The 14011-nt window shown below is 65.7% G+C and carries 12 protein-coding genes; 8 read left to right on the top strand and 4 right to left on the bottom strand.

Features of this window, described 5'->3' with window-relative positions:
* Nucleotides 1–3 precede the first annotated feature (3 nt).
* The 3 genes from ACXR2W_RS03035 to ACXR2W_RS03025 form a co-directional block, all read right to left on the bottom strand.
* On the bottom strand, nt 4–1899 hold the full coding sequence (locus tag ACXR2W_RS03035) for a glycosyltransferase (protein ID WP_458811793.1): 1896 nt from the start codon (nt 1897–1899) through the stop codon (nt 4–6).
* 143 nt (nt 1900–2042) lie between these two features.
* On the bottom strand, nt 2043–2399 hold the full coding sequence (locus ACXR2W_RS03030; protein ID WP_458811791.1) for a hypothetical protein: 357 nt from the start codon (nt 2397–2399) through the stop codon (nt 2043–2045).
* Nucleotides 2400–2403: 4 nt separating this feature from the next.
* Nucleotides 2404–3780, bottom strand: a complete 1377-nt coding sequence (locus ACXR2W_RS03025; RefSeq protein ID WP_458811789.1) for an O-antigen ligase family protein — start codon at nt 3778–3780, stop codon at nt 2404–2406.
* Between the two features lie 105 nt (nt 3781–3885).
* On the opposite strand from ACXR2W_RS03025, the gene manA reads away from it, so the two are divergent.
* From manA to ACXR2W_RS03000, 5 genes are all read left to right on the top strand, one after another.
* Entirely contained in the window at nt 3886–5253 is a 1368-nt protein-coding gene (gene manA, locus ACXR2W_RS03020) for a mannose-6-phosphate isomerase, class I (RefSeq protein ID WP_458811787.1), read from the top strand.
* Nucleotides 5254–5258: 5 nt separating this feature from the next.
* On the top strand, nt 5259–5774 hold the full coding sequence (locus tag ACXR2W_RS03015; RefSeq protein WP_458811785.1) for a hypothetical protein: 516 nt from the start codon (nt 5259–5261) through the stop codon (nt 5772–5774).
* Nucleotides 5761–6735, top strand: a complete 975-nt coding sequence (locus tag ACXR2W_RS03010) for a bifunctional riboflavin kinase/FAD synthetase (protein WP_458811783.1) — start codon at nt 5761–5763, stop codon at nt 6733–6735. Before ACXR2W_RS03015 ends, ACXR2W_RS03010 begins: the two co-directional genes overlap by 14 nt.
* A gap of 201 nt (nt 6736–6936) precedes the next feature.
* Nucleotides 6937–9102 carry a DEAD/DEAH box helicase gene (locus ACXR2W_RS03005; protein ID WP_458811782.1) on the top strand — a complete coding sequence of 722 codons (2166 nt, stop codon included), beginning with the start codon at nt 6937–6939 and terminating at the stop codon, nt 9100–9102.
* A gap of 114 nt (nt 9103–9216) precedes the next feature.
* Nucleotides 9217–10257, top strand: a complete 1041-nt coding sequence (locus tag ACXR2W_RS03000) for a 6-phosphofructokinase (protein ID WP_458811780.1) — start codon at nt 9217–9219, stop codon at nt 10255–10257.
* A 30-nt stretch (nt 10258–10287) separates the two neighbouring features.
* Here ACXR2W_RS03000 and ACXR2W_RS02995 read toward each other — a convergent pair whose 3' ends face one another.
* Nucleotides 10288–10557 carry a mycoredoxin gene (locus ACXR2W_RS02995; protein ID WP_458811778.1) on the bottom strand — a complete coding sequence of 90 codons (270 nt, stop codon included), beginning with the start codon at nt 10555–10557 and terminating at the stop codon, nt 10288–10290.
* Between the two features lie 246 nt (nt 10558–10803).
* Between ACXR2W_RS02995 and ACXR2W_RS02990 the strand changes: the two genes are divergently transcribed.
* The 3 genes from ACXR2W_RS02990 to ACXR2W_RS02980 all read left to right on the top strand — a co-directional run bounded on the left by ACXR2W_RS02990 (nt 10804) and on the right by ACXR2W_RS02980 (nt 13990).
* Nucleotides 10804–12153, top strand: coding sequence for an inorganic phosphate transporter (locus tag ACXR2W_RS02990; RefSeq protein ID WP_458811776.1), 1350 nt, complete (start codon nt 10804–10806; stop codon nt 12151–12153).
* Nucleotides 12150–12425, top strand: a complete 276-nt coding sequence (locus ACXR2W_RS02985; protein ID WP_458811774.1) for a hypothetical protein — start codon at nt 12150–12152, stop codon at nt 12423–12425. Before ACXR2W_RS02990 ends, ACXR2W_RS02985 begins: the two co-directional genes overlap by 4 nt.
* 161 nt (nt 12426–12586) lie before the next feature.
* Nucleotides 12587–13990, top strand: a complete 1404-nt coding sequence (locus ACXR2W_RS02980; RefSeq protein ID WP_458811772.1) for an aldehyde dehydrogenase family protein — start codon at nt 12587–12589, stop codon at nt 13988–13990.
* The last annotated feature ends 21 nt before the right edge of the window (nt 13991–14011 follow it).

Genomic DNA, 14011 nt, shown 5'->3' with positions numbered 1-14011 from the left:
CTGTTAGCGGCCGTCGAACGTCTGCTTCCACTCTTCAACCGAGGTGATCTCGGGTAGCGCCGCGCGATACTCCGCGGCGAGCCTGTCCCAGTTCTTCTCGATGCGTCGGCTGAGTTCGCGAGACTCTCGCAGCAGCCGTCGAAACTTGGCCCGGTCGTGGCGGTACCACATCTTGCCGCTGCCGTCGGCTGAGCCCACGAGCACGCTTGAGTGGTGTGGAATCTGCCACCAGCTCGCGTCGCGTTTGGCGTACTCGAGCTCGGGGGTCTCGCCCACGCTACTCTTGCGACGCCAGTGTTTGGGCACCATGCGCAGGGTAAACACGGCCAGGTCGATTCCCTTGGGCGACTCTGCATCGCCGACGAGCGGCAGAGCCCGGCCACCCACCGCAACAGGGGTGTCGGTGTCGTGCGGCTTGTAGACGTGAGTTTCAGAGAACTCGGCGGCCTTCGCGCGTGCGGCTGGCATGTCAGTCGGCATCGTCTTGTGCAGTTCGCGGGGCCCACGCAGCACCGCCCGCATCCCGTCGACGGTGAGCTGGGCCGCGTAGTACTGCATGTTGAGCAGCTTCTTAATGGTTTGCCGGTGCGTGTCTTGCAAGAGCCTGCCGCCGCCGGGCTGCTCTGAGTGTAAGAGCCCTGCTACGATGCGGTTGCGATTGTGAAAGAACGCCTGCCAGTCTTGTGAATCGTCTTTGTCAAGCCATGACACGTGCCACAGCGCCACACCGGGCATCGACACGGTACGGTAACCCGCGGCGCGGGCACGCAGGCCGTACTCGGCGTCGTCCCACTTAATGAAGACGGGCAGCGAAAGGCCAATCTCGGCGATGATCTGCTTGGGGATCATGCACATCCACCAGCCGTTGTAGTCGGCGTCGAGGCGGGCATGCATCCACTTGGTCTGGCGCAGGTTCTGTGCGCGAAAATCGTGGCGGTGGTGCTCTTCGAAGGACGGCCCCCACATGAAGATGCCATCGCGCACCACCTCGGCCCACGCGTGTACGACCGGCTTATCGAGCAGGTCAAACATGTGGCCCCCCACGATCACGGGCTCACTGTTGAAACGGCCAAACTGCAGAGCGCGCAGCGCGCTCTCGGTCTCAAACTCGACATCGTCATCGAGCAGCATCAAGAAGTCAGAGTCATCGCGTTCAAGCGTCTCAGCCATCGAGCGTGAGAAGCCGCCCGATCCGCCTAGGTTACCCTGCTCGATGAGCTGTAACTTTTCACCGAGGCGAGCCGCGACCTCGTCGAAGCCGGCCTGATCGCGCACCTTCTGGGTGCCCTGATCGACCAAGAAGATGCGGTCGATGCCGTCGAGAAGCGCGGGGTCTGCCGCCACGTTCTCGAGCGTGGTCACGCAGTAGTCGGGCTTGTTGTACGTCGTCATACCAAGGCTGAGTTTGCCCGTCTGCACGGGAGAAGCGTCGGTCTCCCACGCGCCCGATTCGAGCACCAGGTCAGCGTCGCTCGCGACGAGGTCGAACCAGTACCAGCCGCCATCGCTGAACATGGTGAGCGGCAGCTCGAACACGCTCGACGTGGCGCCCGTGACCTCGCGCGAATCGACGCGCTGCTGCACCCCGCTCGCGTTCGAGCGATACACGATCACGGTGCCGGGGCCCTCGGTGCGCAGGGTGAGGCGCACGCTGTCGACGACGGTCCAGCGCTGCCAGTACGCCGCCGGAAACGCGTTGAAGTAGCTCGCGAACGAGACTCGCTTGCCCGCCCGCACGCGCGCGCTCGAACGTGAGAGCACGTTGTCGATGTGAGCGTTCTGCGTCAGCCGCACCTGCTTGCCGTCAACCTTCGACCACACTTCGGCGTCCGCATACAGCGGCAGCACATCGGGATCCTTAGCGACAGGAAATACGACATTTTGCAGGGTGCTCGGCATGTAGCGCGCGCCTCTCTAGCGACTGGCAGGTTTCTAACGCTGCAATCCTACTCACGCTGTGTGAGTGCGGCCTGATCCGGATCGATGCCCAGCGGCCTAAGCGGCCCGCGGCCCGCCTGCCCGGGCAGCCAAGCCGCCGTGCGCTACGCGATGTCGAGGCGGTCACCCGCGCGCCACACAGCGACCGTGAGCTCGGGGTGTTCGTGCGCGATCTCGCGCAGTATCTCGAATTCGACACTGTCGGCGTTGCGGGCGTGCTCGGCGGCGTCGGGCCCGCCCGCCCGGGCGGCCAGCCGCGCGAGCGCGTACTCGGCCAGCTGCCCGCGATCTTCGAGCCGCTCGTCACGCAGCGCGAGCACGACGAGTTCGTCGACCCCGGGTACTTCCTCAGAAGCCGTCGCCGGGTCTTGACCTGCGCGCACCCGCGACTCCATCGCGGTCTCGCGTTCGAGCCGGGCGTCGGCGCGCAGCCGCTGCAGTCGCTCGCTCGAATTAGTCATGCTGTTACCTCTTGATGTTGATTATGCCGGTGTCGCGCGGAATGGGCACCCGGCGCCAGGGTAGCTTGGTGGGCTCCGCGTCTTGTGAGGGGAGCTGAAAATCGTAGCGCGACTTCACTGCGAGCAGCACGAGCAGCACCCAGTTACCCTCGATCAGAAGTCGGCTCTCGGTGAGTGACTGCACAACGAGTGCGATCATCACCAGAAACGGCCACAGTGCGCTTGTCGCGTAGGGCAGCGCCGGGCCAAAGCCTACGCGGGGCGGGTCGACGGCGCGAAACCAGACGCGCCAAACCGTGAGCACCACGAGGGGCAAAAACACGAGCACGCCAATGATGCCCAGTTGCAGCCACACGTCGAGCCACGCGTTGTGCGCGCTCATCACCTGCAGGCCAGCCTTCTTATCGAGGGACTTGAACGGCTCCACCCACGGCGCCCAGTAGCTCACCCAGCCCCAACCAAACCAGGTGCGCTGCTCGGCGAGCTCGATCACCTTGTTCCAGGTTTCGACGCGGCCCGTGAGGTCGCCGCTCTTACCCAGCAGGCCAAACACGAAGTCACGGGCGAACAGCGAGGCCGCGGCCGCGGCGGCGATCAGCGTGACGCCGGTGATGTAGAGGGGGGCGCGCTTTTCGGGCCGCATGCGCCGCGCCCAGAGCGCGAGGCCGAGCCCAGCAGCAACCGCGAGCATTGCGACCCACACGGTTGCCCCGCGCGTCAGCAGTACGGTGGCGAACGCGACGCCCAGCCACACCCACCCGAAGAAGGGCCGCACGAGCCCGGCGCGCAGCTGCACACCAAACACGATGACGCCGAGCAACGCGATAAACCCGAGGAGTACCGAGCTGGCGACGAGCCCCTGAATCGGGCCGCCCGCAAACAGCAGGTCGCGACTCCAGAAGAGCAGCTTGGGGGTCTTACCCTCGGGGGCTTCCATCCACAGCGGCAACAGTGGCTCGCGCACAAACCACGAGACAAACAGCTCAAATGCGAGCGACAGCCCCAGCAGATAGCGCAGGGCGGTGCCGAGGGTGCGCAACACCTCGTGCCACGTCAGCACGAACGCGAGCACGACCGCGAGAATGGTCGTGGCGATCTGCGCGACGACACCGAGCACGGACTCGAGACGATACTGCGACCACAAGATCGACAGCGCCGCGAGCCCTAAGAACCAGTACAGCGGCGAGGGCAGTCGGTACCACCGAAACCGCGCCGGCTTCTCACGCACAAAGACGACCACACCAATGACCGTGAGCGCGGCTGCGAGCACCAGAAAAGCGGGCCAGCCGAGCAGGTTGCGCACGCCGTTACTGCCGAGCGTGAAAATGAAGACGCAGATCGCATACGCGCTTACGCCAAGTCGGGTCTTGCTCTGGGCCATAATCGGTATGGTAGAGCATGCCTCGCACTCAGCCGTGATGCTGGCGGCGTTCATGCGCCCCACAGCACGTCAACGCGGCCGAGGCGTAGATACTTAAGGAGTAGCGTGCTGATCTTCATCGAGAACACCCCGCGCGCGTACGCCTGGGGCTCGACCGACGCACTGCCCGAGATGCTCGGCACCGCCCCCACCGGGCAGCCGCAGGCCGAGCTCTGGCTCGGCACCCACCCGGGCAGCCCAGCTCACATCGCCAAAGCGACGCCCGCCCCGCACACCGTCATCGACCTCGTCGAGACCGACCCCGAACGCTACGGCGTCGACGGCGGCCCGCTCCCGTTTTTGCTGAAAGTGCTTGCGATCGGGGCGCCGCTGTCACTGCAGGTGCATCCCAATCGCGCGCAGGCGGCGGCGGGTTTCGCGGCCGAAGAGGCCGCGGGCGTGCCGCGCGACGCCCGCGAACGCAACTATGGTGACGCGAACCACAAGCCTGAGCTGCTCGTCGCGCTCAGCGAGGTGAGCGCGCTGTCGGGCTTCAGACCGCTCGCCCACGCACGCGATGACCTCGCGCGCTACGTGCGTGCGGCCGGTGAGATTCCGGATCCGGCCGCAGCTGCCGCGCTGCACGCCGTGGCCGGGCAGCTGTGCCCGGGGGCAGAGCCCGCGAGCGATGCCGAAGTGCGGCGTGCGTTTCTTGCGTGGGTGTTTAGCGGTGACGCCGTAATAGCGCGTGCGCTCGCCGGGCTTGAAGCGCTCGCCGCCGCCACCGAGCCGGGGCAGCCGGGCGTCTCGCTCGCAGGCGACCGTGATCTGGCGATGCGCGCGCTCGTCGCCGCGCACCCGGGGGACCCTGGCGTGCTCGTGTCGCTGCTGCTGCACCACGTACGGTTGCAGCCGGGGGAGTCGATCTACCTGGGCGCGAGGCAACTGCACGCTTACCTCGGGGGTATTGGGGTCGAGGTGATGGCGGCGTCAGACAACGTGTTGCGGGCGGGCCTCACCGAGAAACACGTAGACATTGCTGAGCTTACGCGCGTGCTCGACACCGAAGAACTGGCCGAGCCCAGATTTACGCCCGTGCGGGTGCAGCCGGGGCTTGATGCGTGGCGCCCCGAGATCGATGACTTTGAGCTGCTGCGTGCAACGCTGTGCGAACCCGAGGACGATTCCGAGGTGCACGAGTGCCATGCGAGAGCCGCGAAGCGCGTGCTCATCGACGTGCCCGCGCCCGCAGTGTTGGTAGTGACACGGGGGCGGGTGCGCATCGAGCGGGTGGAGGCTGCGCCGATCGCCGAGGTCGCGGCTGCGCGCCGGGGGCAGTCCCTGTATGTCTCGGCGGGTGAGCCGATTGAGCTGACCGGGCACGGCGAAGTATTTCTGGCGACGGTGGGTGGCGGTGGCGCTGGCGGTGGCGGTGGCGTTGTTGGCGCTGGTGCCGGTGCTGGCGCCGTGCCGCAGACGTCGCGGGTAAGCTGATCGTCGTGTCATCTGTGAAGCACCGCCACCCCGCACACCCACCCGCCGCGCAGCCCGAGCCCGGTCGATTGGGCGGTCTTGGCCGTGTGCTCATCACGTTCTACATTGTGCTTGCGCTCGCGGCGACCTTTCGTTCGATCTACCAGATCATCTCGAAGTTTGACGAAGCGCCGCTCGCGTACTCGCTGTCGGCGCTCGCCGCGCTTGTCTACGTCTTGGCGACAGTGGCGCTGATTCGCAGGCGCGGTGTGTGGCGGGTGATCGCCTGGGCGGCGCTCTCGTTTGAGCTCGTGGGCGTGCTGGTCGTGGGCACACTGAGCCTCGTCGCGCCGCAGCTGTTTGGGCACCCGTCGGTGTGGTCGGTGTACGGCCAGGGGTACGTGTTTATTCCGCTCGTGTTGCCCGTGCTGGGGCTGCTGTGGCTGCGGGGCGAGGCCCGCGAACACGCGGCGGCCGGTGCGACCGGTGCCGCTGCTGCCGCGGGTGCGGCAGCCCGGGGAGGCGACGATGCTGGTCTTTGAATCGCTTGACGAGCTCGACTCCACCGTCTTCGCAACGGGCAGCTGCGTCGCGGTGGGCAAGTTTGACGGCCTGCATCGTGGGCACAGGTCGATCCTGCAGCAACTTGCGCTCGCGGCTGCGGCCGACGCGGCCAGCGGGCAGCCAAGCCGCACCGTCGTGCTCACCTTCGCAAACAACCCACTCAGTTTTTTGAACCCGCAAAGCTGCCCGCAGCCGCTCATGAGTAAGACGCAGCGGCTCCAAGCGCTCGCCGACGCTGGCGTTGACGTGTGCGTCATGCTGCGCTTCGACGAGACGATCGCGAGCATTCCAGCTGAGGAGTTTGTCACCGATGTGCTCGTGGGCAAGCTGCACGCGCGCCACATCGTGATGGGCGCGGACTTTCACTTTGGGCATCGTGGTGCGGGCGACGGCGCCCTGCTCGAACGCCTCGGCCGCGAGCTCGGGTTTCGCGCCGAGCTCGTGGACTGGGTGGCAGACACAGAAGGGGATCAGGTGTCATCTTCACGAATCAGGGAAGCGCTCGCCGCGGGCGACGTTGAGGTTGCCCGCCGCATGCTCGACCGACCCGCCGTGGTGCGCGGCGAAGTGGTGCACGGTGACGCTCGCGGGCGCGAGCTCGGTTTTCCCACCGCCAACCTGGGCGCCGACCTCGAGGGGTTCGTGCCGGCCGATGGCGTGTATGCGGGCTGGGTGGTCATCGATGGTGAGCGACGTGAGGCCGCAATCTCTGTGGGTAACAACCCCACGTTTACGCCCGACGAGCAGTCGCGCGTCGAAGCGTTCATTCTCGACTTCGAGGGTGACGTGTACGGCAAGCAAATGGAAGTGCTGTTCACGCACAGGTTGCGGGGCACCGTCGCGTTCAAGTCACTGCCCGCGCTGATCGAGCAGATGCACGACGACGTGGCGCGTGCGCGCGTGCTGCTCGCCGACGCCGACGCCGACGCCGACGCCTGACGCCGACGCCTGACGCCAACTTTCGCACTGGCGCCGCGCACACATCGGCCAGTGTTAGACTGATGGCACGGTTGCAGGTGACGAGCGCGTCACGAGCCCCGCGTGTCATGAGGATCTGCACGCGATGTCTGGCCAGTGCTCGCCCAGCCGCCCGCGACTCGGTCGCATTCCGAGACCGCTTCACGCCGATCAGGAGTTCCATTGGCAAGCACCACTGCCACGCGCAAGTCTGGCTCAAAGAGCAACGCCCCTAAAAATGGGGCCAAGGCGCGCAATAGCGCGCGCCGCAAACACACGCACAACGAGGGCATCATTCCGCTGCTCGCTCGCGCCGTGCGCGAGGTTGAGGCCTCGGCGCAGCGCGGCAAGGCGACCCCCGCCAATCGCACCAAGTTTCACGTCATCGCGCTGCTGATGCGTGAGGAGCGCGCCCGGGTGAAGACCGAGGAGGGCGTCAGCGACGCCGAGCGCACCGAGACGCTCAAACGTCTCGACGGGGTTGCAGCCATTCTCGCGAAGACAGCGGCCCGCGACACGAGTCTCATCACCCTGCTCGAACCGGCCGCCCCGATCACCGAGGCGACGCGCATTCTCAAGCGCAAGATGATCGAGCAGGCGGGCATCGAACTGCCCGAGGCAGAAGCAGAGGCGCCAGCGGCGGCTGCTATCGCAAGCAAGGCGGTCGTGCCGCCCGAGCTAGCCGAGCGCCAGGTCGAGCCCGCGGGCATCGTGGCCCGCAAGCTCGCGAGCCCGTTCCTCGCCCCTAATCTCGCACCGCCCAAGCAGCCCACGCCGGCTGTGCGGCTCGCGAACTGGGAGCTCCTGTCACCGCTGCTCAAATCGTTTGAGCAGGGCGGGGGCGGCTCTGCGTGCATGCCGCTGCCTGAGCCCCCGGTGCCGGATCGCCTCTCGCCGGTCGGCCGCGAGTTGATGCCGCACCAGGCGAAGTTCTTGGCCAGCGTGGGCGAAGGACACCGCAGTTTCTTGCTGGCAGATGAGCCGGGTCTAGGTAAAACCGCGCAGTCGGTGATTGCTGCTTCTGTCGCAGATGCCTACCCGCTGCTCGTAGTCGTGCCCAATGTTGTCAAGATGAACTGGGCCCGCGAGGTTGAGCGTTGGACTCCGGGTCGCCGCGTCACGGTCGTGCACGGTGACGGCGACACGATCGACGCGTTCGCCGATGTCTTCGTGATCAACTACGAGATTCTTGACCGGCACCTGAGCTGGATCTCGAACTTTGGGTTCAAGGGCATGGTCGTCGACGAGGCGCACATGATCAAGAACACGACATCACAGCGCTCACGCAACGTGCTTGCGATTGCCGACCGTATTCGTGAGCGCACGCCGGGCACTTCGCCGCTGCTGATTGCGCTCACCGGTACGCCGCTCATCAACGACATCGATGACTTCCGTGCGATCTGGCGGTTCCTCGGTTGGACAGACGGTGAGAAGCCAGGCTCAGACCTGATGGCAAAGCTCGAGCACAATGGCTGGACCCCAGCCGACCAGTCGTTCTACCCCGAGGCACGCCAGAGCGTCATCGATATGGGTATTGTGCGCCGCCGCAAGCTTGACGTCGCAAAAGATCTGCCCGCGAAGCGCGTGGTTGACCTGCCTGTGGAGCTTGATGACGAGCTGGGCCGCGGCATTCGCGACGCCGAGCGCAAGCTGGCCCAGAAGCTCGTGGCGCGGTTCACGACGCTCAAGAACGGCAAGCTCGGTGCCACGCTCAGCGACGAGGCACTCATACGCATGGTCTGTGTGCAGGAGCTCGAAGAGGCGAACGCTTCGGCCGACGGTCTCAACGTGTTCACGATGGTGCGCCAGATCGGTCAGGCGAAGGCCGGGCTTGCAGCAGACTACGCTGCGCAGCTCGTGCGTTCGGTGGGCAAGGTCGTGTTCTTCGCGAAGCACATCGACGTGATGGACAAGGTAGAGGCGCAGCTGGCAGAGGCCGGGCTGCGCACCGTGTCGATTCGAGGAGACCAGACGGCGATCTTCCGTCAAGAGCAGATCGACGCGTTCAACAACGACCCTGAGGTGTCGGTCGCGGTGTGTTCGCTGACCGCCGCTGGCGTGGGCGTCAACCTGCAGGCCGCGTCGAACGTGGTGCTGGCTGAGTTGTCTTGGACAGACGCCGAGCAAACGCAGGCGATTGACCGCGTGCACCGTATCGGCCAAGAAGAGCCCGTCACCGCGTGGCGTATCGTTGCGGCTCAGACGATTGACGCGCGCATCGCAGAGCTCATCGACAGCAAGGCGGGCCTCGCGGGCCGCGCACTCGACGGCGCTCCTGCGCTCGACGAGAATGCTGATCCGGTGCAGCTGCTTGCCCTCATGGGAGTGCTGCGCCGCGCCATCGCCTAGCTCATCGCGGCACAACCTCGGCGCAACCCGTGCGAAGGCTGGCAGCTTTGAGTATTACGCATCCCATAGCTGCCACCGATAGCATGGTGGTTTGAGGCTCAAATGAGGAGAAACATGCGCATTGGTGTGCTTTGTTCTGGTGGCGACAGCCCCGGCATGAACGCGGCGATTCGTGGCGCGGTGCTGCGCGGCGTCGACGTACACGGCTTTGAAATGGTCGGATTCATGGACGGATGGCGCGGGTTTCACGACGGTGACACCGTGACGCTCGACCGCATTGCGGTGCGTGGATTATCGCCGCTCGGTGGTGTGTTTCTCGGCACGAGCCGCGTACCGCCGAAGCACCTCAGCGAAGCAGAGGGCGCGGGTGTTGACCTGGATGCGATCCGGCACGGCATGGAAAAGTACGGCATTGATGCGTTCATGCTCATTGGCGGCAATGGCACCCAGACCGTGGGTGAGATGCTCTCGCGCGCCGGGATTCCCGTGATCGGCCTGCCCAAGACGATCGATAACGACCTCGGCGGCACGGACTACACCTTTGGGTTTGACACCGCAGTGTCGATCGCGGCCGAGGCCATCGACCGGCTGCGCACGACGGGCGAATCGCACCGGCGCTGCATGGTGCTCGAGGTGATGGGCCGCGACGCAGGCTGGATCGCGCTGCACGCCGGCATGGCCGGTGGCGCGCAGGTCACCTTGATCCCCGAGCGGCCCGAATCGATCGAGCAGGTGTGCGAGTGGGTGCTGAGCGTGCGCGATCGTGGCCGCTCATCGCTCGTGGTCGTCGCGGAGGGCTTCAACCTCGAGGGCGGCGAATCGGTGACACGCGAGGGCCTCGACGGTTTCGGGCGCAGGCGCCTCGGCGGCATTGCCGAAGCGCTCGCCCCGCTCATCGAAGAGCGCACCGGCATTGAGACACGCGCGACCGTGCTCGGCCACCTGCAGCGCGGCGGCTCACCCACAGCGTTCGACCGCGTGCTCGCGACCCGCACGGGCATGGCCGCGGCCGACGCCGCGCACGCGGGCCGCTGGGGCACGATGGCTGCCCTCAAGGGTGACCGGATCGAAATGGTGCCGCTCGAGGAGGCTATGGGCCGCCTCAAAACGGTTCCGATCTCGCGCTACGAAGAGGTGCGCCTCAACTTCGGTTAGCGGCAGAGGCGCGGGCAAGGCTGTGCTGGGTTATACCCCCAGCGCAGCCTTGACGTCATTGAGCGTGGGGTTCGTGGCGGTTGCACCGTCGGGGTACACGACGGTGGGCACGACCGCGTTGCCGCCGTTGACCGACTTCACGAGCTCTTCGGTGCCCGGCGTCTCTTCGATATCGACGATCGTGTAGTCGATACCGCTCTTGTCGAGCATCAGCTTGAGCCGCTTGCAGTAGCTGCACCACACTGTTGAGAACATGGTGATCGTGCCTGCGGCGGGCGTGAAATCTGCGAGGGTGCTCATGGATGCTCCTTTGACGATGGGGTTCTTCAGTCTATGGCCGGTCAGCCTGTGGCTGCCTGATCAGCTCGCCCTCGTGAACGGCGCGCAAGTGAACGGAGGGTAAACAGCTCATTTCCAGCTTGACCTCGCGCCTAAGTGGTGGAACCATAAATGTGGCGCACGCGGGTCGATTGCCTGAACGAACGGTGAAGTTTTACAGACTTCGCGACGTGTCCTCAAGGATCCGATCTCAAACGAAAGATGCCGGTGGAACTCACTCTCATCGTGCTGCTGGTCATCGTACTGGCTCTCTTCTTCGACTTTACTAACGGCTTCCACGACACTGCGAACGCGATGGCCACGCCCATCGCGACCGGTGCGCTCAAGCCCAAGACTGCGGTGTTGCTCGCCGCGATCTTGAACCTCGTCGGAGCATTCCTGTCTACCGAAGTGGCCAAGACCATCGCGGGCGGCATCATCAACGAGGGCGATGGCGGGGTGTTGATTACCCCAGAGATGATCTTCGCTGGCCTCATCGGCGCCATCGTCTGGAACCTCGTGACGTGGCTGTACGGCCTGCCGTCGAGCTCGTCGCACGCCCTGTTCGGCGGCCTTATCGGTGCCGCAATCGTGGGAGCTGGCCTGCAATCCATTAACGGTGCGGGCGTGCTCTCGAAGGTGCTCATCCCGGCGCTTGCAGCCCCGCTGACCGCGGGTATCGTCGCGTTCACCGCCACGAAGGTGGCGTACGCGATTACGCGCCGCCACGACGGCAAGAAAGACGGCCGCGGCCGGTTCCGTTACGCCCAGATCGCTTCGTCGTCGCTGATCGCGCTCGCGCACGGCACGAACGACGCCCAGAAGACGATGGGCGTCATCACGCTCACGCTGGTCGCCGCGAACCTGCAGGATCCGGGCACCGGCCCGCACCTGTGGGTCATCGTGACCTGTGCCTTCGCGATCGCGATCGGCACCTACTCGGGCGGCTGGCGCATCATTCGCACCATGGGCGCGGGCCTCACCCAGGTCAAGCCCGCGCAGGGCTTCGCCGCTGAGACGAGCACCGCAGCCACGATCCTCGCATCGAGCCACCTCGGCTTTGCGCTCTCGACGACTCAGGTCGCCTCAGGTTCGGTTATTGGTTCGGGTCTCGGCCGCCGCGGCTCGACCGTGCGCTGGCGCACGGTGGGCCGGATCGCCTCGGGCTGGCTGTTCACGCTGCCGGCCGCGGGCGCAGTGGGTGCGATCGCAGCCGTGATCGCGCACATCGGCACCGCGGGCATTGTCATCGATGCGGTGCTCGGCCTTGGCGTGATCCTCTTCATCTTCTGGCGTTCGAGCCGCAACAAGGTTGACCACGACAACGCGATTCCTGCTCCCGACGTAGCAGAATCGGGCTACGCGGTGCGCATTCGCAAGAACGAAGTCAAGGTAAAGAAGTCCCGTACCGGCCTCACCCCCGCCATGTCGCCCGTCGAGCAATCGGCCGTGCGCGATGACCGGGCGGCCCGGGCTGCGCGTAAGGCAGCCGAACGAGAAGCGAAAGCTGCTCGCAAAGCTGAGCGCAACGCTCAGAAGAACAAGCGCAACGGAAACGATGCTGGAGGCGCACGATGATTGACTGGATGGCATTCCTCACGGTGTTTGTCGCCGCGCTTGGCTCGGCCGTGTTTGTGGTGGTGCTGTACTCGCTCGGCATCAGGTTTCTCGCCATCCCCGCGAAGAGCGGCGAAGCGAACGGCCCGTCGCGTGACGACGAAGACGATGACATCGAAGAGGCCGAGCACCCACGCTGGGCCACGAACATCGCTTACTTTTTCTTCGGACTCTCGGCGCTTGCCGTGGTCGCGGGCATCTTCTTGATCATTCCCGCGCTGCACCCCTGGTAACGAGTATGCCGCGCGCGGTGTGTCTCGTGTCATGCTGCGCGAGCGAAGCGCGTCGCCCCGGTCATGCTGCGCGAGCGAAGCGAGTCGCAGTATCTACAGCTGGGTTCTGCGACTCGTAAACTCGCGCAGAAGGACGGGAATACTTGGAGTAGCCTGGCCCCATGAGTGCGACGACGGCGAACCAGATCACCCAGATCGTGGCGGGCCTGCGCCACGGCTTCGACCGGGGCCTCACCCGCCCAGAAGCGTGGCGCAGGGCGCAGCTTGTGCGGCTGCGCACCCTGCTCGTTGATCGCAGCGACGACTTCGAACGGGCGCTCCAGCAAGACCTCGGCAAGTCGGCCACCGAGGCGCAGCTCACCGAGATCGGGTTTCTGATCGCCGAGATCGACCACGCGCTCGGGGCGCTGAAACGCTGGATGCGCCCGCGACGCGTACCGGTGCCCGCGGCCCTGCAGCCCGCGAGCGCGAAGGTGGTGCCCGAGCCACTCGGCGTGGCCCTCGTGATCGCCCCCTGGAACTACCCGCTGATGCTCGCGCTGTCGCCCGTGCTCGGCGCGATCGCTGCGGGTAACGCAGTCGTCATCAAACCGAGCGAACTCGCCCCCGCCACCTCGGCGCTGCTGGCACAGCTGCTGCCCGACGCGCTCGACAGGCGCGCCGTCGCGGTCGTCGAAGGCGGCGTCGAAGAAACGACGGCGCTCTTGCACGAGAAGTTTGACCACATCTTCTACACCGGCAACGGTCGCGTGGGCCGCATCGTGGCCCGGGCCGCGGCCGAGCACCTCACTCCGGTCACGCTTGAACTCGGTGGTAAATCACCCGTCTTTGTCGACGGCACGGCGCACCTGCCAGATGTTGCCAAGCGCATCGCCTGGGGCAAGTTTATGAACGCGGGGCAGACCTGTGTCGCGCCCGACTACGTGCTCGGTGAGCCCGAGACGCTACGTCAGCTGGTGCCGCATTTAGAGCGCGCCATCCACGACCTGTACGGCAGCGCCACCGCCCAAAACCCTGACTATGGCCGCATCGTGAACGACGCCCACTTCGAGCGGCTCGTGGGGTACCTCGCCTGCGGCCGCGTTGCGGTCGGGGGCGGGCATGATCCGGATCAAAGACACATCGAGCCGACCGTGCTCACCGGCGTCGATGCAGACTCGGCCGTGATGCGGGACGAGATTTTTGGGCCGATCTTGCCGCTTGTCGAGGTCGACTCGCTCGATGCGGCGATCGCGTTCGTGAGCGGGCGTGACAAGCCGCTCGCCGCGTACGTGTTTAGCGACGACGCCCGGGTGCGTGCGCGATGGGAACGCGAGACGAGCTCTGGCGCGCTGGGATTCGGTGTGCCCGTGCTGCATCTCGCGACGCCCGCGCTGCCGTTTGGTGGCGTGGGGGAGAGCGGCACCGGGGCGTATCACGGTGAGCGGTCGTTTCGCGTGTTCAGTCACGAGAAGGCAGTGCTCACAAAACCGCTGCAGCCCGACACCCTCGCCGCAACCATCATGCCGCCGTTCACACCGCTGAAACAAAAACTTGCGAAGCGGTGGCTGCCGCGCCTCATGTAAACGGTAAGATGTTCGATTGGC

The organism is Leucobacter faecis, assembly GCF_054456695.2.
Note: the sequence above shows the minus strand (reverse complement) of the source record. Positions and strands in the feature narration are given on the sequence as shown.

Excerpts from the sequence above, each read along its gene's own strand:
- ACXR2W_RS03035 (WP_458811793.1), bottom strand. The coding sequence starts at position 1,899 with ATGCCGAGCACCCTGCAAAATGTCGTATTTCCTGTCGCTAAGGATCCC.
- ACXR2W_RS03030 (WP_458811791.1), bottom strand. The coding sequence starts at position 2,399 with ATGACTAATTCGAGCGAGCGACTGCAGCGGCTGCGCGCCGACGCCCGG.
- ACXR2W_RS03025 (WP_458811789.1), bottom strand. The coding sequence starts at position 3,780 with ATGGCCCAGAGCAAGACCCGACTTGGCGTAAGCGCGTATGCGATCTGC.
- ACXR2W_RS03010 (WP_458811783.1), top strand. The coding sequence starts at position 5,761 with ATGCTGGTCTTTGAATCGCTTGACGAGCTCGACTCCACCGTCTTCGCA.
- ACXR2W_RS03000 (WP_458811780.1), top strand. The coding sequence starts at position 9,217 with ATGCGCATTGGTGTGCTTTGTTCTGGTGGCGACAGCCCCGGCATGAAC.
- ACXR2W_RS02995 (WP_458811778.1), bottom strand. The coding sequence starts at position 10,557 with ATGAGCACCCTCGCAGATTTCACGCCCGCCGCAGGCACGATCACCATG.
- ACXR2W_RS02985 (WP_458811774.1), top strand. The coding sequence starts at position 12,150 with ATGATTGACTGGATGGCATTCCTCACGGTGTTTGTCGCCGCGCTTGGC.
- ACXR2W_RS02980 (WP_458811772.1), top strand. The coding sequence starts at position 12,587 with ATGAGTGCGACGACGGCGAACCAGATCACCCAGATCGTGGCGGGCCTG.